The sequence below is a fragment of the Microbacterium sediminis genome (assembly GCF_004564075.1).
GTDB lineage: Bacteria > Actinomycetota > Actinomycetes > Actinomycetales > Microbacteriaceae > Microbacterium > Microbacterium sediminis.
Genome location: NZ_CP038256.1, coordinates 880,749 through 901,218, shown reverse-complemented (window position 1 = coordinate 901,218; position 20,470 = coordinate 880,749). Strand labels below are relative to the sequence as shown.

The 20,470-nt window shown below is 70.9% G+C and carries 20 protein-coding genes and 1 pseudogene; 10 read left to right on the top strand and 11 right to left on the bottom strand.

Going from position 1 to position 20,470, the window contains the following annotated elements; genetic code table 11:
* Positions 1-164: 164 nt before the first annotated feature.
* From E3O41_RS04300 to E3O41_RS04290, 3 genes are all read left to right on the top strand, one after another.
* Positions 165-1,220 carry a substrate-binding domain-containing protein gene (locus E3O41_RS04300; protein ID WP_067025857.1) on the top strand — a complete coding sequence of 352 codons (1,056 nt, stop codon included), beginning with the start codon at positions 165-167 and terminating at the stop codon, positions 1,218-1,220.
* 90 nt (positions 1,221-1,310) lie between these two features.
* On the top strand, positions 1,311-2,804 hold the full coding sequence (locus E3O41_RS04295) for a sugar ABC transporter ATP-binding protein (protein WP_067025855.1): 1,494 nt from the start codon (positions 1,311-1,313) through the stop codon (positions 2,802-2,804).
* 8 nt (positions 2,805-2,812) lie between these two features.
* Entirely contained in the window at positions 2,813-3,763 is a 951-nt protein-coding gene (locus E3O41_RS04290; protein WP_067025854.1) for an ABC transporter permease, read from the top strand.
* 75 nt (positions 3,764-3,838) lie between these two features.
* On the opposite strand, the gene E3O41_RS04285 is transcribed toward E3O41_RS04290, so the two are convergent.
* From E3O41_RS04285 to E3O41_RS04275, 3 genes are read right to left on the bottom strand one after another with little or no spacing between them, the layout of a single operon-like run.
* Positions 3,839-4,639 (bottom strand): ATP-binding cassette domain-containing protein, encoded by an 801-nt coding sequence (locus E3O41_RS04285; protein ID WP_240482345.1) that lies wholly within the window; start codon positions 4,637-4,639, stop codon positions 3,839-3,841.
* The gene (locus tag E3O41_RS04280; RefSeq protein ID WP_218939258.1) at positions 4,632-5,702 is read right to left on the bottom strand and encodes an ABC transporter permease; all 1,071 of its coding nucleotides are present in this window, start codon (positions 5,700-5,702) and stop codon (positions 4,632-4,634) included. Before E3O41_RS04280 ends, E3O41_RS04285 begins: the two co-directional genes overlap by 8 nt.
* A complete protein-coding gene (locus E3O41_RS04275; protein WP_135012056.1) occupies positions 5,695-6,771 on the bottom strand; it encodes a substrate-binding domain-containing protein in 1,077 nt (358 codons plus the stop codon). Before E3O41_RS04275 ends, E3O41_RS04280 begins: the two co-directional genes overlap by 8 nt.
* A 190-nt stretch (positions 6,772-6,961) precedes the next feature.
* Between E3O41_RS04275 and E3O41_RS04270 the strand changes: the two genes are divergently transcribed.
* The 3 genes from E3O41_RS04270 to E3O41_RS04260 all read left to right on the top strand — a co-directional run bounded on the left by E3O41_RS04270 (position 6,962) and on the right by E3O41_RS04260 (position 9,676).
* Positions 6,962-8,002 carry a zinc-dependent alcohol dehydrogenase gene (locus E3O41_RS04270; RefSeq protein ID WP_067025849.1) on the top strand — a complete coding sequence of 347 codons (1,041 nt, stop codon included), beginning with the start codon at positions 6,962-6,964 and terminating at the stop codon, positions 8,000-8,002.
* Between the two features lie 124 nt (positions 8,003-8,126).
* Positions 8,127-9,158 (top strand): zinc-dependent alcohol dehydrogenase family protein, encoded by a 1,032-nt coding sequence (locus E3O41_RS04265; protein WP_135012054.1) that lies wholly within the window; start codon positions 8,127-8,129, stop codon positions 9,156-9,158.
* Positions 9,155-9,676 (top strand): VOC family protein, encoded by a 522-nt coding sequence (locus E3O41_RS04260; protein ID WP_067025844.1) that lies wholly within the window; start codon positions 9,155-9,157, stop codon positions 9,674-9,676. Before E3O41_RS04265 ends, E3O41_RS04260 begins: the two co-directional genes overlap by 4 nt.
* A gap of 19 nt (positions 9,677-9,695) precedes the next feature.
* Here E3O41_RS04260 and E3O41_RS04255 read toward each other — a convergent pair whose 3' ends face one another.
* The 3 genes from E3O41_RS04255 to E3O41_RS04240 all read right to left on the bottom strand — a co-directional run bounded on the left by E3O41_RS04255 (position 9,696) and on the right by E3O41_RS04240 (position 12,828).
* Positions 9,696-10,340 (bottom strand): hypothetical protein, encoded by a 645-nt coding sequence (locus E3O41_RS04255; RefSeq protein WP_083990904.1) that lies wholly within the window; start codon positions 10,338-10,340, stop codon positions 9,696-9,698.
* Between the two features lie 83 nt (positions 10,341-10,423).
* Positions 10,424-12,628 carry a heavy metal translocating P-type ATPase gene (locus E3O41_RS04245; RefSeq protein ID WP_067025842.1) on the bottom strand — a complete coding sequence of 735 codons (2,205 nt, stop codon included), beginning with the start codon at positions 12,626-12,628 and terminating at the stop codon, positions 10,424-10,426.
* A complete protein-coding gene (locus E3O41_RS04240) occupies positions 12,625-12,828 on the bottom strand; it encodes a heavy-metal-associated domain-containing protein (protein ID WP_067025840.1) in 204 nt (67 codons plus the stop codon). Before E3O41_RS04240 ends, E3O41_RS04245 begins: the two co-directional genes overlap by 4 nt.
* Before the next feature lie 84 nt (positions 12,829-12,912).
* On the opposite strand from E3O41_RS04240, the gene deoC reads away from it, so the two are divergent.
* Positions 12,913-13,632, top strand: a complete 720-nt coding sequence (deoC, locus tag E3O41_RS04235; RefSeq protein WP_067025838.1) for a deoxyribose-phosphate aldolase — start codon at positions 12,913-12,915, stop codon at positions 13,630-13,632.
* Between the two features lie 2 nt (positions 13,633-13,634).
* On the opposite strand, the gene E3O41_RS04230 is transcribed toward deoC, so the two are convergent.
* The 5 genes from E3O41_RS04230 to E3O41_RS04210 all read right to left on the bottom strand — a co-directional run bounded on the left by E3O41_RS04230 (position 13,635) and on the right by E3O41_RS04210 (position 17,028).
* Positions 13,635-14,594, bottom strand: coding sequence for a bifunctional riboflavin kinase/FAD synthetase (locus tag E3O41_RS04230; RefSeq protein ID WP_067025836.1), 960 nt, complete (start codon positions 14,592-14,594; stop codon positions 13,635-13,637).
* Positions 14,591-15,043, bottom strand: coding sequence for a hypothetical protein (locus E3O41_RS04225; RefSeq protein ID WP_067025834.1), 453 nt, complete (start codon positions 15,041-15,043; stop codon positions 14,591-14,593). The genes E3O41_RS04230 and E3O41_RS04225 overlap by 4 nt, the downstream gene beginning before the upstream one ends.
* 45 nt (positions 15,044-15,088) lie before the next feature.
* Positions 15,089-15,457, bottom strand: coding sequence for a hypothetical protein (locus E3O41_RS04220; protein WP_067025832.1), 369 nt, complete (start codon positions 15,455-15,457; stop codon positions 15,089-15,091).
* Positions 15,454-16,305 carry a tRNA pseudouridine(55) synthase TruB gene (gene truB, locus E3O41_RS04215; RefSeq protein WP_240482343.1) on the bottom strand — a complete coding sequence of 284 codons (852 nt, stop codon included), beginning with the start codon at positions 16,303-16,305 and terminating at the stop codon, positions 15,454-15,456. Before truB ends, E3O41_RS04220 begins: the two co-directional genes overlap by 4 nt.
* An 81-nt stretch (positions 16,306-16,386) precedes the next feature.
* Positions 16,387-17,028, bottom strand: coding sequence for a hypothetical protein (locus E3O41_RS04210; RefSeq protein WP_135012050.1), 642 nt, complete (start codon positions 17,026-17,028; stop codon positions 16,387-16,389).
* Positions 17,029-17,145: 117 nt separating this feature from the next.
* Here E3O41_RS04210 and E3O41_RS04205 point away from each other — a divergent pair, with 117 nt between their 5' ends.
* The 3 genes and pseudogenes from E3O41_RS04205 (at position 17,146) to E3O41_RS04195 (ending at position 20,455) form a co-directional block, all read left to right on the top strand.
* Positions 17,146-18,015 (top strand): HhH-GPD family protein, encoded by an 870-nt coding sequence (locus E3O41_RS04205; RefSeq protein ID WP_135012048.1) that lies wholly within the window; start codon positions 17,146-17,148, stop codon positions 18,013-18,015.
* Between the two features lie 44 nt (positions 18,016-18,059).
* Positions 18,060-18,731 (top strand): annotated as a pseudogene (locus E3O41_RS04200) (ABC transporter ATP-binding protein); the annotation flags it as partial.
* An 86-nt stretch (positions 18,732-18,817) separates the two neighbouring features.
* Positions 18,818-20,455, top strand: a complete 1,638-nt coding sequence (locus E3O41_RS04195) for an ABC transporter permease (protein WP_067025822.1) — start codon at positions 18,818-18,820, stop codon at positions 20,453-20,455.
* Positions 20,456-20,470: the final 15 nt, after the last annotated feature.

Here is a 20,470-nt window from a genome sequence, read left to right as displayed (position 1 = left end):
TCAGATGGCCAAGTCGTAGGCGCTTCTCGCACGCTGAGGTAGTATCACTACCCGCGGCAGACTCCCGTCCCGATGAGGCGGCCGGATGACGCAGGTCCCGACACCAGGAACGCCCAGCGCGATGACGCGCGCGCTGCGTGACTCAACACAAGGAGGTGTGTTTCATGAAACGGAACACGAGAATCGCGCTCGGACTCGCTCTCGCCACGGCGACGGTGGGCGCCATGACCGGCTGCGCGACGGCCGGCGGCGGCGACGACACCATCGAGGTCGGCTTCGCGCTCAAGGCGCAGGACGCCCCGTACTTCGTCGCGCTCGCAGAGGCCGTCGAGAGCCTCGGCCAGGAGCGCGGCTGGGAGGTGACCGTCCTCGACGCGAACGGCGACGCACAGCAGGAGTCGACCAATATCGACACCTTCATCTCGCAGGGCAAGGACCTCATCTTCGCCGACACCGTCGACAACGACTCCGCGATCCCCGCGATCAACCGCGCCGCGGAGGCCGGCATCCCGGTCATCAACCTCGACTCCGGGATCAGCGACGACGCGCAGAACGTCACGACCGTGTACTCGGACAACAAGCAGAACGGCCGCTTGGTCGGCAAGGCCTATGCCGAGGCGATGGGCGACGAGGAGATCCGGTCGATCATCATCAGCGGGGCGAAGGGCAACGTCGCGGGCCTGGAGCGCCGCACGGGGCTGTTCGCCGGCATCCTCGAGACGCGCCTGGGCGTGTCCGAGGACGAGGCGTGGGACCTGGCCGACGAGTTCGAGGCGCAGCTGAGCAGCAAGGGCAGCGCCACCAACGAGGAGGCCGGCTTCAGCGTGCTGGGCCAGGGCTGGGGCAACTGGACCGAGGAGCTCGGGCTCACGTCGTCGGAGGACCTCATCACGGCCAACTCCGACATCACCACGGTGCTGGGCGAGAACGACTCGATGCTGTTCGGCGCGAAGACCGCGCTCGACAACGCCGGCCTCGGCGACGTCGACCTCGTCGCCGCCGCCGACGGCGCGAAGGAGGCGTTCGACCGCATCAAGGCCGGCGAGTACTTCGCAACGGGTCTGAACAGCCCGACGCTCGTCGCCGAGGGCGGGTACGACATCGCCGAGCAGATCCTCGTCGACGGCGCCGACCCGGAGTCGTTCGACGAGATCACGCTCACGGAGCCGCAGGCGATCACCGCCGACAACGTGGACGAGTTCTACGACCTCGGCTTCTGATCCACTCGGGCGGGGCAGCGATCGCGACCGCGACGGCTGCCCCGCCCTCCTTCTTCCGCGGCACCCATACCGCACGACGCGAGGGACGACATGACGTCTGACCACATCATCGAAATGCGCGACATCACCAAGTCGTTCGGCGGCGTCCACGCCCTCGAGGACGTGTCGCTCGACATCCGACGCGGCGAGATCCACGCGCTCATCGGCGAGAACGGAGCCGGCAAGTCGACGCTGCTCAAGCTCCTCGCCGGCGCCTACAGCAAGGACGCCGGCACGATCAGTGTGAACGGCACGACGATCGATCACGTCAGCCCGCGCGTGATGATCCAGCACGGCGTCTCCGTCATCTATCAGGAGTTCATGCTGGCCCCGGATCTGACGGTCGCCGAGAACATCTTCATCGACAACTTCCACGACGCATCCGGCCCCTTCATCAACTGGAAGAGCCTCTACGCGCGCGCCGCCGAGGAGCTGGAGCGCGTCGGCTTCGGTCAGATCGACCCGCGCGCCAAGGTGAGCGAGCTCAGCGTGGCACACCAGCAGGTCATCGAGATCTGCAAGTCGCTCGCCCGCCGCTCGACCGTGATGGTCTTCGACGAGCCGACCGCCGTGCTCACCCACGCCGAGACCGACCGGCTGCTCGAGGTCATCCAGCGCCTGCGCGACGGCGGCGTCACGATCGTGTACGTCTCGCACCGCCTCGACGAGCTGTTCCGCATCAGCGACCGCATCACGGTGCTGAAGGACGGCCGCAGCGTCGGTGTGTTCGAGACCGCCTCGATCACGCAGGACGAGCTGATCACCAAGATGGTCGGCCGCAGCATCTCGCAGCTGTTCCCGACCCGCGACGTGGAGGTCGACCGCACGGGCGCTCCCCTGCTCGAGGTGGACGGGCTCTCGGCGGCGGGCTTCGTGGAGGACGTGTCGTTCCGGCTCTACCCGGGCGAGGTGCTGGGCTTCAGCGGCCTGGTGGGTGCGGGCCGCACCGAGACGATGCGCGCGCTGTTCGGCCTCGATCGCACGGCCCAGGGTCGGGTCGTGCTGGACGGCGAGCAGGTGAGCTTCCGCGATCCGAAGCAGGCGATCCGCCGCGGCATCGGTTTCGTGCCGGAGGACCGCAAGAACCAGGGCCTCGTGCTCGAGCAGTCCATCCGGATGAACTCGACCCTCGTCTCGGAGCGGCGCAACGGCTTCATCAACCCCAAGCGCGAGCGCCAGCACGTGATCGACCTGCTCAAGCGGGTCTCCACGAAGTACGGGTCGACCGAGGATCACGTCAGCAGCCTCAGCGGCGGCAATCAGCAGAAGATCGTGCTCGCGAAGTGGCTCGACATCGACACGAAGGTGCTCATCCTCGACGAGCCCACGCGTGGCGTCGACGTGGGTGCGAAGACCGAGATCTACGCGATCATCAACGCCCTGGCGGCGCGTGGCATCGGAATCATCATGGTCTCCTCCGAGATGACGGAGATCATCGGCATGTGCGATCGCGCGATCGTCATGCGTGAAGGCCGGGTGACCGGCGAGCTGGGCAGAGAAGACCTTCGGGAAGAGAACCTGATCGCCTTGGCGATGGAAGCGTGAGTGGGAGCATGACGAACCGAATCAACTGGAAGAACGTCCTGATCAACGGGAACACGTTCATCATCCTGATCCTGCTGATCGTGATCAGCGCGATCCTGTCGGACACCTTCCTGACGGAGGTCAACCTCCGCAACATCCTGTTGCAGCAGGCCGCACCGATCCTCGTGGCCGTCGGCATGCTCTTCGTGATCCTCACCGGCGGCATCGATCTGTCGGTCGGCTCGATCATGGCGCTGGGCGCGTCGCTGGCCGCGATCCTCGTAACCGATCTCAGCATGAACTTCGCCGTGGCCACGGGCGTCGCGGTGGTCGTGGGCATCGCCTTCGGCGCGTTCTCGGGCGTGCTCGTCGCCTACGCCGGCATCCAGGGCTTCGTCGCGACGCTGGCGACCATGACCATCGCGCGCGGTGTGGCGTTCGTGCTCACCAACGGCCGGCCGGTGAAGACGGAGTTCGGCACCCTCGACCTGCTCGTGGGCAAGGCGACGTTCTACCCGATCCTGTGGATCACGCTGCTGCTGGTCGCCGGCGCCCTCGTCGTGCACCGCTACACGGGCTTCGGGCGCAAGATCATCGCCATCGGCAGCAACGAGACCGCGCTGCGCCTGGCCGGCGTGCCGACGAAGCGCTACACGATGTCGGCGTACGCGATCTCCGGCGGCCTCGCCGCGCTCGCAGGTGTGTTCGTCGCCGCACGGGCCTCGACCGGCGCCGCCACCGTCGGCAGCGGTCAGGAGCTCGACGCCATCGCCGCCGTCGTGATCGGCGGGGCGAGCCTCGCCGGCGGACGCGGCTTCGTGCTGCCCACCGTCGCGGGCGCGCTCATCCTCGGGCTGATCGGCAACATCATGAACCTCATGGCCGTGCCCTCGTACCCGCAGGACATCATCAAGGGCGTCATCATCATCGCCGCGGTGCTGCTGCAGATCGTCACCGGCAAGAAGGAGCGCACCGTCTGAGCGCATCGCGCCGCACGAGAAGGGCGGTGGAGGATCGAGGATCCGCCACCGCCCTTCCGGGTTTCCGGGGCTCACTTACTCGGGCGGCAACGCCCCCGTCATGATGCCGACGAGATCGTTCATCGGCTGATCCGACGGCTTGCGTAGCGCAATGCGTCGGCCGAGCCGATGGATGTGGATGTGGTCAGAGATCTCGTACACGGAGGGGATGTCATGACTGATAAGCACGACAGACCGACCGGCATCGCGAATCGCGCGGATGAGGTCGAGCACAGCTTGCGTCTCGCGGACACCGAGCGCTGCGGTGGGCTCATCCATAATCACGACGTTCCTGCCGAAGATCGCCGCGCGAGCGACCGCGACCGTTTGGCGCTGGCCGCCAGAGAGAGTCTCGACCCTCTGTGTGATCGACTGCAGGGTCGAGATCCCGAGATCATCGAGGCTCTCCTGCGCGCGCCGCTGCATCGCCTTGCTGTCGAGCGTGCGCAGGAGCGTCCCGAGCGGTCCTGAACGCCGCACCTCACGCCCGAGGAAGAGGTTCGAAGCAATGTCGAGTTCCGGCACCATCGCCAGGTCCTGATAGACCGTTTCGATGCCGGCGGCCTGCGCGTCTTTCGGAGTACGGAACGCCACCTCGGAACCGTTCAGGAACAACTGTCCCGAGTCCGGAACGACATCGCCGGACAGCACCTTGATGAGCGATGACTTTCCAGCCCCATTGTCGCCGATGACCGACAGAATCTCGCCACGACGCAGCTCGAAGTCACTGTCGCGAATGGCAACGACGTGCCCGTACTGCTTGCGAATGTTCTTCGCCTGTAGGACGACGTCGTGGTCTGCCTCAACGGCCTGCAGATTCTTCGTTGTCTCAGCCAAGCCGCTCCACCTTCCGCGTGAATTGATCAAGCGCGACCGCCGCGATCACGAGCGCACCAGTGAGGACCTGCTGGTACAGCGCGTCGAACCCCATCTGAGTCAGACCGGACTGCAGCACGAGCACGATGAGTGTGCCGAAGTAGCTGCCGACCACCGTGCCGCGACCCCCGAACAACGACGTGCCGCCAATCACCACCGCACTGATCGTGTCGAGGTTGGCGTTCGCGAATACGTTCGCCGACGTCGCGGGGCTACGCCCGAAGGCCTGCCACGCCGCTAGGGCGTACAGCAGCCCCGCGAGGATGTACACGACCAGCAGCACGCGGCTCACATTGATGCCTGTGCGCCTGGCGGCCGTCGGATTACCGCCGACGGCGTAGACGTGACGCCCCCACGCTGTGCGGGTGAGCATGTAGTGCAGCACCGCGACCGACGCGATCACGACAAATACGCCGATCGTGACCTGGAATACCCCGAACAGGTACCCCCCTGAGCCGAGCACCGTCAGGACCCCACCCTCCGGCACGACGAGCGTGCGCTGCGAGTAAAGCCTGGCACCCGCCGTGAGCATCGTGAACATGCCGAGCGTCACGATGAACGCCGGGAGCAGGAACCGGGAGATCAGAAGGCCCGCGACTGCTGCGAGCGCTGCACTCAGCGCGAAGCCGACAAGCAGGATAAGAATCTGGATCCCCGGAGGTTGCCCCTGCGCCAGCTGTGCCATCACGAGCGTGCTGACGACGAGAATGGAGCCGTTCGCGAGGTCAATACCCGAGGTGAGGATGATGAGGGTCTGCCCCAATGCAAGGGTGCCAATCACCACAGACTGTTGCAGGATCACCGAGAAGTTCTGAGCGCTGAAGAAGGTGTCCGTCGCCAGAGTGAAGATCAGAATGAGGACGACGAGCGCGGCGAGCGGCCCCGCGAAAGGATTCCGGGCGGCGAGCGCGATCGTCCGCACGACCGGCCCGGGGCCCTCGCGGCGCGGTGGCAGGGGCATGCCTACCGTGTCGGCGTTGTTGCCGCTCGGCGCATCACGCACCCGCTGAGAGGCGTCACTCACCCGTGTCACCCCAACAGTTGTCTGCGCCCCACTCGGTGTCCTGGGACTCAACGCCTTCGACCGCCTGGTTGGTGATGAGCTCCGTTCCCGTGTCGACAAAGCCCGACTCGGGCATCTCTGGCTCGGTGCCGTTTTGGAGGTACTCGATGGCCGCCTCGATGGACATCTCCGCCATCCGTCCGGGGAACTGCATCACCGTCGCGGTGAACGCGCCGTTCTCGACCATCGCCACGCCGTCGCAGCTCCCGTCGATCGAGCCGAGCAGAATGCCGTCGGCTTTGCCTGCCGACGCGATCGCCTCGGCTCCGCCCGTTCCCGCGGGCTCGTTGATGCTGTACGCGACATTGATGTCCGGAGCGGCTTGGAGCATGTTCTCCATCGCGGCCTGTGCCTTGCTTTGGTCGCCGTTGGTGTACTGCTGACCGACGATTTCCGGCCCATCGAGCTCAATGCCGAACCCCTCAAGGAACCCCGTGCGGCGCTGCACGCCGACCGTGACCCCTTCCTGCAGATCAAGCAGCGCGACGCGCGGCTCCTCGCCGGAGTGCTGCTCATCGAACACGGCACGCATGTACTGACCCAGCAGCTCACCGCCCTTGGTGTTATCGGTGGCCCATGTGCCGAGCACACCCTCGTTGTTCTCCGTCTGCGTGTCGACCGCGAAGGTTGCGATGCCCCGCTCCTGTGCCGCTTCGAGGGTCGGCACGATGGCGGTGCTGTCGTTCGGGTCGATGATGATCGCGTCCACCCCACTCGTCATCATGTTCTCGATGGCCGCCACCTGCCCCTCGTTGTCGCCGTCGGCCTCCCCGGCGGCAGTCATGAGGGTGACACCGTGCGCATCGGCAGCTTCCTTCGCCTTCTCCTGCATGTAGACCCAGAACGGGTTCGCGTTCGTCTTGACGATGAAGCCGATCGTGATGTCCTCCGGATCGGCGCCTCCTCCCGTCGTCGGTTCGGCAGTGCACGCGCTCAACGAAACAGCCGCGACTGCTGCGACACCGAGCGCCAAGGCGCGGGTGGTTGCCTGCTGGGTGTGGCGCCTCGTCGATCGAGGAATGTGATTCATCAGCGAATCTCCTTCTTCACATCTTTGTGAGAGATCGGCCCGGGTCCGGAGCCGAAGTTCGTAGTCATACTACAGAGAGCGGCGATCTAATCAACCATCGTTCGGAGATTGTCCGCTATTTTGATAGTTACGCTACGCCTATACTCGGCGACGTCGCCGCGTACGACGGACCATCGCAAAGGAGCACACCGTGTCCACCACCCCTTCCCACACTCAGCGCTGGCGCGCCAAAGTCACCTCCGCCGGAGTCATCGAGATCCTCGAGGAGGAGGCCGGCGAGCTCGGCTCCCGCGAGGCGCGCGTCGCCATGCGCCTGGCGGGCGTGTGCGGTTCCGACACGCACGCCTTCCACGGCCGGCACCCGCAGATGAAGATCCCGTACTACCCGGGCCACGAGGTCGTCGGCATCGTCGAAGAGGTCGGCAGCGATGTCACCGGACTGGCCGTCGGCACGCGCGTCACGCCCGAGCCGACGCTCCCCTGCGGCACGTGCAAGACGTGCCGGGCGGGCCACGAGAACGTGTGCGAGAACCTCGAGTTCTTCGGCTGCGGCTTCCGCGAGGGCGGCATGGCACAGACCTTCACGATCCGCGCCGACCGCCTGCGCGTGGTGCCCGAGGATCTCACCGACGACCAGGCCCTGCTCATCGAGCCCCTCGCGACGCCGGTGCACGCCGCCCGCCTCGCCGGCGACATCCGCGGCAAGGCGGTCCTCATCCACGGCTGCGGCACGATCGGCCTTCTCATGCTCGCGGCCGCCCGGGCGGCGGGCGCCCGCCGCATCGTGATGAGCGACCTGCTCGAGAGCAAGCGCGAGATCGCCGCTCGCGTCGGCGCCGACGCGACGATCGACGCGGGATCGGCCACGTTCGTCGACGACGCGCGCGAGGCACTCGGCGAGACCGCCGACGTCATCTTCGACTGCGTCTCGGTGCAGAGCACGGTGTCGGCGTCGACGGCGATCGTCGCCAAGGCGGGCACGATCGTCATCGTGGGCGTGCCGTCCCGCCCCGTCGAAATCGACCTGCCGACGGTGCAGGACCGGCAGATCGCCGTCCTCGGTTCGGCGACGTATGTGCTGGAGGACTACGAGGCCGCCATCGAGATCATCCGCTCCGGCGCCGTGGATCCCGCGGTGATGCTGTCGAGCCGCTTCCCGTACACCCGCACCCAGGACGCCTTCGACCTCGCGAGCACCGGCACCGAGATCAAGGTCGTCGTCACGGCGTGACCGCACGGCCCGCCGGTGCGCCGGCGGACCACACCGCCGCGCCGCGATCACTCGGCCGGCCCACCCGCTCCACATACTCCGGGGCTCGTACGTCGTACCCCGTACCCGACGAAGGGAAGTACCGATGAAGGCGGTCGTATTCCGCGAAGGCGCCCAGTGGGCGGTCGAAGAGGTCCCCCGGCCGACCCCCCAGGAGGGGCAGGTGCTGCTCGAGGTCATCCGCACGGGCGTGTGCGGCACCGATGAGCACCTGCTGCACGGCGGCTTCATCGCCAAGCTGCCGCTGATCCCCGGCCACGAGATCCTCGGCCGCGTGGCCGAGCACGGACCCGGGGTGACCTCGCCGCCGATCGGCACCGTGGTCGCCGTGGACAACACGATCCACTGCGGGCACTGCGAGCCGTGTCTGACGGGACGCGCGCTGTTCTGCGAGAACTTCGTCTCGCTCGGCTGCAACGACGCCGGCGGCTTCGCCGAGTACGTGGCCGTGCAGGCGGCGAAGACGATCGACGTCGCCGGCATGGACGTCACCACTGCCGGCCTTGCGGAGCCCACGGCGTGCGCCGTGCACGGCGCCGACGTGCTGGCGCTGCGCCCCGGATCGGACGTGCTCGTGTTCGGCGCCGGACCGACCGGGCTCATCCTCGCCCAGCTGCTGCGAGCCTCGGGGGCCGCGCGCGTCGTGGTCGCCGCACCGACCGCGAGCAAGCTCGAGCTCGCCCGTCGGCTCGGCATCGACGAGACGGTGCAGATCGATCGCCGCGACCCCGACGCCGCCGAGGACGCACTTCGCGCGCTGGCCCCCAAGGGCTTCGATGCCGTGGTGGAGGCGACCGGGTCGACGGCGGTGTTCGAGCTCGCGGTGCGCCTGACGGCCACGGGCGGCACGGTGCTGGTGTACGGCCTGGCGGGCGAGGATGCGACGGCGAAGGTGTTCCCCTACGAGATCTTCGCCCGCGAGCTGACGATCAAGGGGTCCTTCGCACAGGCGTACGCGGTGCAGCGGGCGGTCGCGATCCTGAGGTCGGGCGCGATCCGCACCGAGGGGATCGTGACCGACATCGTGGGGTTCGACGACTTCGGCCGCGGCCTCGTGAACCTGCACGACTCCAGCCAGATCAAGACCGTCTTCGAGCCGACGAGGCGGGCGTCATGACCTCGCGCCCAACGCCGCTGGTCATCGATCACATCGGCTTCCTGGTCGCCGACCTCGAGCAGGCGATCGAGCGATGGTCGCTCGCCACCGGGTACACGTTCAGCCCGATCGCCCGCTATCGCACGCAGACGTGGACCGACGCGAGCGATCCGGAGCCGCACGCACACGATGCGCGCATCTCGTTCTCACGCGAGGGGTCGCCGGCGATCGAACTCATGGAGTTCCATGGGGCCGGGACGCATTCCGCCGCCGAGGGCGAGGGCTTCCACCACATCGCCTTCATGAACGTCACGGACATCGAGGAGCGCAAGCGCCAGCTCGCCCTGCTCAGCTTCCGTCAGAACGGCCAGGCGGTCGACGAGGCGGGCAACGTGATCCTCTGGTTCACCGACAAGGGCGATCTGAACAACGTCCGGCTCGAGTACGTGAGCGCGGACCCGCAGCCGATCGTCGCCGACGACGGACGGGCGCTGGCGCCCGACGAGGACGGCAAGCCGGACCTCTGGGCACCCCGGTGACCGGAGCTCGATCGCCGCGTCAGCCCCAGAGCTGCGCGGCGATCGAGTCGGAGTAGCCGGGCTCGACCTCGGCGTTCAACCAGTGCGTGGCCACCCAGCCGCCCTCGCCGATGAGGTGCGTCTCGCCCAGGGTGACGTCGGGCGCGCCCGAGGTGTCGCTCGGCGTGGTCTGGCTGCGCTCGCAGCGCTGCACGGTCGCCTCCGTGCAGACGAAGCCCTCGCGAGACAGCGCGTCGACGATCGTCGCCGTCTGCGTCGCATCGACGGCCGCGACCGTGGTGGCGATCCCCCACTCGCTCGGCTCTCCCCAGGTGCAGCGCAGGTGCGGGACGACATCGAGCACCTCGAGGCCCTCGACGACCTCGGTCGAGAGCATGGTGACGCCGGGATCGTTCAGCACGGTCGACGCCGACAGCTCCTGGAACTTCTCGGGTGTCCACACGTCCTCGCACGCCCCGGGCACCGCGAACCCGACCGGGTCGGCCGGCGGGGTCGCGGTCGCGGTCGGCGTCGGCTCCGTGGTCGCGGTCGCGGTCGGGTCCGAGCTCGTCGGCGCCGAGGACGACGGCGCCGCGCCGTCCGGCGACTGGGCGCAGGCGGCGAGCGCGCCGAGCATCACGAGCGGCAGGACGACGGCGGCGAGGCGGCGCGTGCGAATCTCCATGACGCGACCGTATCGAGCGGGGACCGCGCCGGGGACAGGCGCGCGGTTTCGTGACCTCGCCGCCGCCGGATCGTGATGCGGGCTCAGCGGAAGGCCCGCAGGCGCAGGCTGTTGAGCACCACGAACACGCTCGAGAACGCCATCGCGGCCCCGGCGATCATGGGGTTGAGCAGCCCGAGCGCCGCGAGCGGGATCGCCGCGACGTTGTAGCCGAAGGCCCAGAACAGGTTGCCGCGGATGATGGACATCATGCGGCGCGACAGGCGCACGGCGTCGCCCACGGCGCCGAGCGACTCCCGCACGAGCGTGATGTCGCTCGCGTGCCGGGCGGCGTCGGTGCCGCCGCCCATCGCGATGCCGAGGTCGGCGGCGGCGAGCGCGGCGGAATCGTTGATGCCGTCGCCCACCATCGCGACGCGATGCCCCGCCTCGCGCAGCCGCGCGATCTCGGCGATCTTGCCCTCGGGCGACGCCCCCGCGATCACGGTGTCGATGCCCACCTGCGCGGCGATGTCGCGTGCGACCCGCTCGTTGTCGCCCGTGAGCAGCACCACGTCCAGGCCGAGCGCGCGCAGGCCGGTCACGGCCGCGGCGCTGTCGTCGCGCACGGTGTCGGCGACCACGAGCACGCCGCGTGCCGTGGCCGACATGCCCGCGAACGACGACCAGCCGACCACCACGACACTGCCCGCCGCCTGCTCGGCCGCCGCGACGAGCGCATCCGGCACGCGCGCGCCCCGCTCGCGGGCGAACGCCAGGCTGCCGGCGAACACCTCGCGGCCGCCCACCTCGGCGATCACGCCGCGGCCGGCCGCGGTGCGGAATCTGCTCGCGCCGGGCGCGTCGGGCGCGGCCGCGACGATGGCACGTGCGATCGGGTGCTGCGAGCCGCTCTCGGCCGCGGCGGCGAGCGCGAGAAGCTCCTCGCGCGTGGTGCCTTCGGCCGGGATGACCTCGTGCAGGGTCATGCGGCCGGTCGTGACCGTGCCGGTCTTGTCGAGCACCACGGTGTCGAGCCGCCCGGCGGTCTCGATCGCCTCCGGGCCGGTCACGAGCACGCCCAGCTGCGCCCCGCGGCCCGTGCCCACGAGCACCGCGACGGGCGTGGCCAGCCCCAGGGCACACGGGCAAGCGATGATGAGCACGGCGATCGCTGCCGTGAGCGCCTGGTCCACGCTGCCGCCCAGCACGAGCCAGCCGACGAGGGTGAGCGCCGCCAGGGCGATCACCACGGGCACGAAGACGCCCGAGATGCGGTCGGCGAGACGCTGCACGGCGCCCTTGCGGGCCTGCGCGTCCTCGACGAGTCGCGCCATGTGCGCGAGCCGGGTGGCCGCGCCGACCGCCGTGGCGCGCACGACGAGCCGGCCGTCGGTCGCGATCGTCCCGCCCGTGACGGCATCCCCTGCCGCCGCGTGCACGGGCGCCGATTCGCCGGTCATCATGCTCTCGTCCACCGCGGCGTCGCCCGAGACGATCACGCCGTCGGCGGCGATGCGCTCCCCCGGCCGCACGACGAAGAGATCGCCGTCGTGCAGCGCGTCGACGGGAACCGTCTCGCCGTCGCGACCGTCCGCCGTCGCGCGCGTGACCTCGTCGGCGCCCAGCTCCATGAGAGCGCGCAGCGCCGCGCCGGCCCGCCGCTTCGATCGCTGCTCGATGAACCGGCCCAGCAGCAGGAAGACGGTGACCACGGCCGCCACCTCGACGTACACGTGGCCGCCGGTCGCCGCCGCCCAGGCGCTCCACAGCAGCGCCGCGAAGGTGCCCAGCGTGATCAGCGTGTCCATCGTCGTCGCGCCGTGGCGCGCGTTGGCGAACGTCGCGCGGTGGAACGGCCAGCCGCCCCAGAGCACGATCGGCGCCGCGAGGGCGATCATCGCCCACTCCCAGCCGGGGAACTGCAGCGGCATGATCATCGAGACCGCCAGCACGGGCACCGCCAGCACCGCGCTGACGATCAGCCGCGTGCGCAGCGGCGTGGCGCCGGCCGCGTCCTCGACGTCGTGCACGTGCCCGCCGTGCTCGTGCGCGCCGTGGTCGTGCGCGTCGTGTGCGGCGTTCTCGTCGCTGCGGACGCGCGCGTCATACCCGGCGGAGCGCACGGCCTCCACGAGCGCGTCGGCGGTGACCGCCGCGGGGGCGCTCACCTTGGCGGACTCGGTGGCGAGATTGACCGCCGCCTCCACTCCCGGCACGGCCTGCAGCCGCTTCTCGACCCGCGCGACGCAGCTGGCGCACGTCATGCCCTCGATCTCGAGGACGACGCCGCGACTCTCGGCGCTCATCGGCGGCCGGCGACGGCGTAGCCCGCCTCCGCCACGGCTCCGGCGATCGCCTCGTCGGTGGCCGTCCCCTCGACGGTGAGCGTGTTCGCGGCGAGGTCGACCTCGGCCACCGCCACGCCCTCCACGGCCGACACCTCGCGGGTCACCGAACCGGCGCAGTGCTGGCAGGTCATGCCCTCGATCAGATACGTGCGCGACATGGTCGCTCCTTTCTCGGTTTCGAGATCGACAACAGCATACCCCCCGGGGGTATTCCCAGTCCACCCTCGGCGTACGCTGGAGGCATGCCCGGCACCTACACCGAAGCCCAGATCGCCGCCACCATCGACCACGCGGTACTCAAGCCCGATTTCACGCGCGCCGAGGTCGACCGCGAGCTCGACATCGCCGCGGAGTGGGGCGTGTGGAGCGCGTGCGTGCGCCCGAGCGACGTCGGCTACGCCGTGACGCGGCTCGAAGGCAGCGGCGTGCGCGTGTGCACGGTGATCGGCTTCCCGCACGGCACCACCTCCACCGCGGCGAAGGTCGCCGAGCTGCGCCGCGCGTTCGACGAGGGCGCCACGGAGTTCGACATGGTCGTGCACATCGGCGCGCTGCGCTCGGGCGAGGACGCGTACGTGCGCGACGACATCGCGGCCGTGGTCGAGGCCGCGGGCGGGCTCATCAGCAAGGTGATCCTCGAGACGAGCTATCTCGACGAGGAGCAGATCGCACGAGGCAGCCGCCTCACCGAGGAGGGCGGCGCGACGTTCGTGAAGACCTCGACCGGATTCGCGGGCGGCGGCGCGACCGTCGACCACGTGCGCCTCATGCGGGCCAGCGTCTCGCCCGCCGTGCAGGTGAAGGCCTCGGGTGGGGTGCGCGGCCTCGACGCCGCGATCGCCATGCTCGACGCGGGCGCGACCCGCCTGGGCACGAGCGCGAGCGCGACGATCCTCGGCGAGCTGCGGGCGCGGCTGGCCGGCGACGACGCCACGGGTGCCGAGGACACCAGCTCGTACTGAGCTCAGGCCCGCAGCAGGGCGCGCGTGCGCTCGACGTCGTCGTGCATCTGCGCGATGAGCTTCTCGACGCCCTCGAACGCCACCATGCCGCGCAGGCGCTGCTGGAACTGCACGTCCACGCGCCGCCCGTACAGGTCCAACGCCGTCTCGTCGAGCACGTAGGCCTCCACCTGCGACTGGTCGACGTCGCCGAAGGTGGGGTTCACGCCGACCGAGATCGCCGCCGGGTACTTTGTGCGGCGCAGATCGGTGCCGCCCGAGCGCACCACGAGCCACCCCGCGTACACGCCGTCGGCCGGCACGAAGCCCTCGGCGTCGGGCCCGAGGTTGGCGGTCGGGAAGCCCAGCTCCCGGCCCCGCTGCAGGCCGTGGACGACCTCGCCCGTCACCGACGGCAGCCGGCCGAGCAGCTTCGCCGCCGTGGTCACGTCGCCCTCGCTCAGCAGCTCGCGGATCCACGTGGACGACACCCGGCGGCCGTCGCCCGTGCTGGCGATGTCGTCGATCACGTCCACCTCGAAGCCGTGCTCACGGCCGAGGCGCTGGAGCAGGTCCACGTCGCCCGCTCCCCCGCGCCCGAACCGGAAGTCCCGCCCCACGAGCACGCGGCGGGCCCGCAGCGCGTGCACGAGCACCCGGCGCACGAAGTCGCCGGCCTCCTCGGCCGCCTGGGCCTCGTCGAAGCGCAGCATGAGCGTGGCGTCCAGGCCCGTGGCGGCCAGCAGCTCGATCTTCTGGGCGTTGCCCACGAGCGGCCGCGGGCACTTCTCCGGCCGCAGCACCGCCAGCGGGTTGCGGTCGAAGGTGACGGCCACGGTGCGCAGCGCGCCGCCGGCCGAGGCGATGAGCACGCGCTCGATGATGGCGCGGTGCCCGGCGTGCACGCCGTCGAACTTGCCGATCGCGACGATCGACTCGCCGAAGTCCGCCGGGATGTCCGCGGCGTCTTCGAACAGGATCATCCCGCGACCCCGGCGGGCGACGAGGCGGTGGCGCGCTCCGGCGCCGGGCGGTGGGTGGCGAGCCACCAGATGCCGAGGAACGGCAGCACCAGCGGGATCCAGTAGTACCCGGCGCCGTACCCCGACCAGACGGTGTCGTCGGCGTGGAACAGGTCGGGCGCCATCACGCTGAGCGTGCCCACGACGAGCACACCGGCCAGCTCGAACGACACGGCCGCCCACGCCACGCGGTACCAGGCCGCGCTGCCCGAGACGACCAGCGCCGCGGTCGCGAGCACGTAGACCACGGCGGCCAGCGCCGAGAGGAGGTACGGCAGGGGCGCCTGCGAGAAGTGGGCGATCATCTGGTAGACCGATCGGCCGGTCGCGGCGAGCGCGAGCACGCCGTAGACCCACACCAGGATCGTGCCGATGCCGCTGATGCGACGGGAGCGCGTGGGTTCAGTCATAGCGCTTCGATTCTAGGCCGCGGGGCGTCGTGAGCCGGCTGTGCGTCACGCGACCTGGATGGTCCAGATCACCTGCATGCGCCACACCATCACGGCGATCGACAGGCCGACGACGCCCATCACGACCACGCTCCAGCGCCCGCGCTCGACGAGCGCCCAGCCCACCGCGGCGAGCGGCAGCAGCACGGCCGAGACGAGGTACATCCAGTACTCCAGCAGGTCGCCCGTGGGCGGGTTGCCCGCCAGCGGCGCGACGATCGCCACGACGACCTGGACGATCAGCAGCAGCTCGACGAGCGCGAGCGCGCCGACGCTGAGGTCGCTCGGGCGCCGCCCCGCGAGCCCCAGGACGAGGCAGAGGGCGCCCGCGACGACCGCCACGGCCACCTGCACGATCGTGAACCACAGGATCATTCGGCCCCCTCCGGCATGTTCATGGCGCTCTTGAGCGCCGCGCCCCGGCGCTCGACGATCCCGACGAGCCGCCCGTCGGGATCGATCGCGGCGGCCACGGTCCCGGGCAGCCGATCGGCCGCGCCCTCGAGACGCTTGCCGTGGCGCAGGTCGCGCGCCTCGTCGGCCGACACGTCGATGCGGCCCACGGCCCGCTCGGCCACCTCGGCCGCTCCCCGCAGGCGCGAGGCGTCGATCTCGTCGGGGGCGATCGCGTCGTCGACGTCGAAGCGGCCGATCCGCGTGCGGCGCAGCGCCGTGAGGTGCCCGCCGATGCCGAGACCGGCGCCGAGATCGCGGGCGAGGGCGCGGATGTACGTGCCCGAGGAGCAGTCGACGACCACGTCGAGCTCAATCGCGTCGTCGGCGCGGCGCATCTGGCGCACCTCGAAGCGCGAGACCGTGACCTCCCGCGCCTTCAGCTCCACCTGCTCCCCCGCCCGGGCCAGGTCGTAGGCGCGACGCCCGTTGACCTTGATCGCCGAGACGGTGCTGGGCACCTGCGAGATCTCGCCGGTGAGCGCCGCGATCCCGGACGCGATGGCGTCGTCGACGATCGCGGCGATCCGCTCGGGTGCGGCGGTCGCCACGATCTCGCCCTCCGCGTCGTCGGTCGTCGTCTCGGCACCGAGACGGATGGTCGCGAGATAGGTCTTGTCGAGGCCCACGAGGTAGGTCAGCAGCCGGGTGGCGCCCTCGACGCCCAGGATCAGCAGCCCCGTCGCCATCGGGTCGAGGGTGCCGGCGTGGCCGATCTTGCGCGTGCCGAGGGCCTTGCGGGCTCGGGAGACCACGTCGTGGCTGGTCATCCCCCCGGGTTTGTCGACAAGGAGGACGCCCGCATGCATGACGTCCAGCCTACGCGGCGCGTGCCGCGTGAACCCGCGCGGTCAGGCGCAGGGCTCGTACGGCGGCTCGTCGCGCGTGGTCAGCGTGATCGACGAGACGCGGTCATCGCCCGCGGCGAACTCGAAGAACCGTGCGCCGTCGGTGGGGTCGTCGTCGCTCTGGCGCAAGTACACGCCGTCGCCGATGGCGGGCGCGACCTCCTCGACCGTGGGGTACGCCGTGCGAACCTCGTCGCGCGTCGAGCCCAGCCCGATGCCGTCGGGGGTCCGCGGGCCGGCGGACGGGTCGCCGATGAGGCCCTCGACGGTGATCGTCTCGATGGTGCCGTCGGAGCCGGCGACGAAGAAGACGTTCAGCTCGGGGTTGCCCCACGCCGTGAGCCCCTCGCACGTCTCGTCCCAGCCGTCGCCGAGGTCCTCGGCCGTGGCCAGGTAGTCGTCGCCGAGTGAGATCTCCCCGACCGCGCCGCCGTCGATCACCCAGGTGGTGGGATCGGCCGGGTCCTGGTCCTCGGCGCTGACGGGAGGGTCGGTGGGCGTGGGGCTGGAGGAATCGACGGGCGCCGACGACATCGGCGACTCCGGTGCCGGAGTCGACCCACCAGAGGTCGTCGAGCAGCCCGCGAGGGACGCGACGACGATCGCGCCCAGAATCAGCGGGAAACCTGCGCTCTTCCGGATCATGCGTTCGACGCTACCGACCGAATGTCACGGTCGGGACGCGTCCGCATCACGGTTGAATCGCGATCGTGTCGCAGCGCGGTCACGGGCCGCGCACGGACCGGATCGTAGGCTGGAGGGATGCCGTCACCCGCCCTCGCCGAGCGCCTGGTGCCGTGGTACCGGCGCCACGCCCGCCGGCTGCCGTGGCGCGAGCCCGGCTTCGGCGCGTGGGGCGTTCTCGTGAGCGAGTTCATGCTGCAGCAGACGCAGGTGGCGCGGGTCGTCCCGCTGCTGGAGGCGTGGCTGGCGCGGTGGCCGACGCCGTCGGCGCTGGCCGGCGAGGCGCCCGCCGAGGCCGTGAAGGCCTGGGCGAACCTCGGCTACCCGCGGCGCGCGCTGTGGCTGCACCGCGCGGCCGTGGAGATCCGCGACCGCCACGACGGCGTCGTGCCGCGCGACGTCGACGCGCTCCTGGCCCTCACCGGCATCGGCGACTACACCGCCCGGGCCGTGGCGGCCTTCGCCTACGGCGATCGCCACCCCGTGGTGGACACGAACACCCGCCGCGTGCTCGCCCGTGCGGTCGACGGCACGGAGCACCCCGGCCCGCCGCATCGTCGCGACCTCGACGCCATGGCGGCCCTGCTGCCCGAGGCCGCCGAGGAGGCGGCGCTCATGAACGCCGCGACCATGGAGCTCGGCCAGGTGGTGTGCGTCGCGCGATCGCCGCGCTGCGACGCCTGCCCGATCCGCGACCTGTGCGCGTGGCGCGCGGCCGGCGCCCCGTCGACGCCCGACCTGCGCCGCAAGCAGGCGCGCTACGAGGGCAGCGACCGGCAGGCCCGGGGCGCGGTGCTGCGCGCGCTGCGGGACGCGACCGGGCCCGTGCCGCAGGCGGCGCTCCTGGCCGGGTGGCACGACGCCGCCCAGCGCGACCGGGCGATCCTCTCGCTGCTGTCCGACGGGCTCATCGAGTCGGACGGCGAGCTCGTGCACCTGCCGCGCTGATCCCGGCCTTCCTCCCCCGGGTCCCGCGGGGCCAGGATGAGGGCATGGAACCCATCGAGGTGTCGGGACTGGTGAAGCGCTTCGGCCGCGTGCGCGCGCTCGACGGGCTGGATCTCACGGTCCGCGCGGGAGAGGTGGCCGGCTTCCTCGGGCCGAACGGATCGGGCAAGTCCACGACGATCCGCGTGCTGCTGGGCCTGCTGCGCGCCTCCGGCGGCGAGGCGAGGCTGTTCGGCGGCGACCCGTGGCGCGATGCGGTGGCGCTGCACCGCCGCCTGGCGTACGTGCCGGGCGACGTGTCGCTGTGGCCCAATCTGTCGGGCGGCGAGGCGATCGACCTGCTGGCGCGATTCCGCGACGGTCGCGCCGAGACCCGGACGGCCCGGTATCGGGTGCGGCGCGAGGAGCTGCTGGAACGCTTCCAGCTCGATCCCCGCAAGAAGGCGCGCACGTACTCGAAGGGCAACCGGCAGAAGGTGGCGCTCATCGCGGCCTTCGCCTCGGACGCCGAGCTGCTCGTGCTCGACGAGCCGACCAGCGGGCTGGATCCGCTCATGGAGGCGGTGTTCCAGGACGAGATCCGCGCCGCGCGGGACCGCGGAGCCGCCGTGCTGCTGAGCTCGCACATCCTCTCGGAGGTGGAGCGGCTGTGCGACACCGTCACGATCATCCGCGACGGCCGCACGGTCGAGCACGGCCCGCTCGAGCAGCTGCGCATCGGCTCGGCCCTCTACGCCGACGGCAGCGAGCCGAGTCTCGAGGAGCTGTTCCTGCGGTTCTACGATCGCGAGGGCGGCGCCCGGTGACCGCCTTCGCCGGGACGGGTCGCCTGCTGCGGCTCGCGCTGCGCCGCGACCGGATCCGGCTGGCCGTGTGGCTCGCGGTCATGCTGATCGTCTGGGTCGCGTTCGTGAGCGAGCTCGCGGTGCTGGCCGACGAGGGCACCCTCGCCGATCGCGCGCTCATCCTGCGCAGCCCGGCGATGATCATGATGACCGGGCCCGGCTACGGCCTCGACGACTACACGCTCGGCGTGGCGCTGGTCGCGGAGACGACGCTGTGGGTGGCCGCCGCCCTCGCGGTGCTGTCGATCCTCGAGGTCGTCCGTCACACGCGGGCCGAGGAGGAATCGGGCCGTGCCGAGCTGCTGCGCGCGGCGCCGGTGGGGCGCCACGCCCCTGCCGCCGCGGCCCTCCTCCTCGTGGTCCTCGTGCAGGCGGCGATCGCGGCCGGGTCGACGGCGGTGATCGTGGGCGTCGGCGGCGTGGCGCTGCCCGACACGCTCGCCCTGACGGGCGGCCTGGGCCTGGTGGGGCTGGTGTTCGCGGGGGTCGCCCTCGCCGCCGCGCAGCTCGTGGAGCACGCGCGCACCGCCACGGGCCTGGCGCTCGCGGTATTCGGCGCGGCGTTCGCGCTGCGGGCGATCGGCGACGCGCAGCAGAGCCCGGCGACCGGCTCCGACGAGACCTCGTGGCTGTCGTGGCTGTCGCCCATCGCGTGGGTGCAGCAGACGCGCGCCTTCGTCGACCTGCGGTTGTGGCCGCTCGGACTGCTCGTCGCCGCCGCTGCGGTCGCGCTGCTCGCGGCGTTCGGGCTCGCGACGCGTCGCGACTTCGGCGCCGGCATCGTGCCGAGCCGGCCCGGCCACGCGCACGCCTCGATCCTGCTCGCCTCGCCGCTGGGCCTGGCATGGCGCGCCCAGCGCATCGGGCTGATGTGGACCGCGCTCGGGCTGGGCCTGGTCTGGCTGGGTTCGGGCACGGTGATGGGATCGCTCGGCGACCTTCACGACATGCTGCAGCGGAACCCGCTCTACGCCGCCGTGCTCGGATCGGATCTCGTGAACGGCTTCTTCGCGCTGCTCGTGCTGCTGGCGGCGCTCGGCGCGACCGCGTGGGGCATCGCCTCGATCGGGCGCTTGCGCGCCGAGGAGGCGAGCGGGCGCACGGAGGCGGTGCTCGCGACGCACGTCTCGCGCGCGCGATGGCTGGGCGGGCAGCTGGCGCTCTCGGCGGCCGGCGCGGCAGTGCTCGTGATGTCGGCCGCCGCGCTGCTGTGGCTCGGCGCCGAGGCGAGCGGCGCGGAGGATCTGCCCGGCGCCGGAGAGCTCCTCGCCTTCGGCGCCGCCTTTCTTCCGGCGACCGCCGTGGCGCTCGGCCTGGCCGCGGCGGCGCACGCGTGGCTGCCGCGGCTGGCGTGGCTGGCGTGGCTGCCCGTGCTGTGGGGCGTCGTGGTCGGCATGTTCGCCGACCTGTTCGATCTGCCCGACGCCGTCCGCGCGCTGTCGCCGTTCTGGTGGACGCCGGACCCGCTCACGGGAACGGGCGCCGCCGACGACCAGGTCGCCGCGGCGCCCGCGCTGTGGGGACTGTCGGCCGTGGCCGCGGCGCTCGCGGCGCTGGCCTTCTGGGGCTTCCGCCGGCGGGACGTGCCCGCCTGACGGCCGCCCGCCGCG

Bases quoted from the DNA above. Each gene is read 5' to 3' on its own strand.
- E3O41_RS04300 (WP_067025857.1), top strand. From the start codon at position 165: ATGAAACGGAACACGAGAATCGCGCTCGGACTCGCTCTCGCCACGGCG.
- E3O41_RS04295 (WP_067025855.1), top strand. From the start codon at position 1,311: ATGACGTCTGACCACATCATCGAAATGCGCGACATCACCAAGTCGTTC.
- E3O41_RS04290 (WP_067025854.1), top strand. From the start codon at position 2,813: ATGACGAACCGAATCAACTGGAAGAACGTCCTGATCAACGGGAACACG.
- E3O41_RS04275 (WP_135012056.1), bottom strand. From the start codon at position 6,771: ATGAATCACATTCCTCGATCGACGAGGCGCCACACCCAGCAGGCAACC.
- E3O41_RS04265 (WP_135012054.1), top strand. From the start codon at position 8,127: ATGAAGGCGGTCGTATTCCGCGAAGGCGCCCAGTGGGCGGTCGAAGAG.
- E3O41_RS04260 (WP_067025844.1), top strand. From the start codon at position 9,155: ATGACCTCGCGCCCAACGCCGCTGGTCATCGATCACATCGGCTTCCTG.
- E3O41_RS04255 (WP_083990904.1), bottom strand. From the start codon at position 10,340: ATGGAGATTCGCACGCGCCGCCTCGCCGCCGTCGTCCTGCCGCTCGTG.
- E3O41_RS04245 (WP_067025842.1), bottom strand. From the start codon at position 12,628: ATGAGCGCCGAGAGTCGCGGCGTCGTCCTCGAGATCGAGGGCATGACG.
- E3O41_RS04240 (WP_067025840.1), bottom strand. From the start codon at position 12,828: ATGTCGCGCACGTATCTGATCGAGGGCATGACCTGCCAGCACTGCGCC.
- deoC (WP_067025838.1), top strand. From the start codon at position 12,913: ATGCCCGGCACCTACACCGAAGCCCAGATCGCCGCCACCATCGACCAC.
- E3O41_RS04230 (WP_067025836.1), bottom strand. From the start codon at position 14,594: ATGATCCTGTTCGAAGACGCCGCGGACATCCCGGCGGACTTCGGCGAG.
- E3O41_RS04225 (WP_067025834.1), bottom strand. From the start codon at position 15,043: ATGACTGAACCCACGCGCTCCCGTCGCATCAGCGGCATCGGCACGATC.
- E3O41_RS04220 (WP_067025832.1), bottom strand. From the start codon at position 15,457: ATGATCCTGTGGTTCACGATCGTGCAGGTGGCCGTGGCGGTCGTCGCG.
- truB (WP_240482343.1), bottom strand. From the start codon at position 16,305: ATGACCAGCCACGACGTGGTCTCCCGAGCCCGCAAGGCCCTCGGCACG.
- E3O41_RS04210 (WP_135012050.1), bottom strand. From the start codon at position 17,028: ATGATCCGGAAGAGCGCAGGTTTCCCGCTGATTCTGGGCGCGATCGTC.
- E3O41_RS04205 (WP_135012048.1), top strand. From the start codon at position 17,146: ATGCCGTCACCCGCCCTCGCCGAGCGCCTGGTGCCGTGGTACCGGCGC.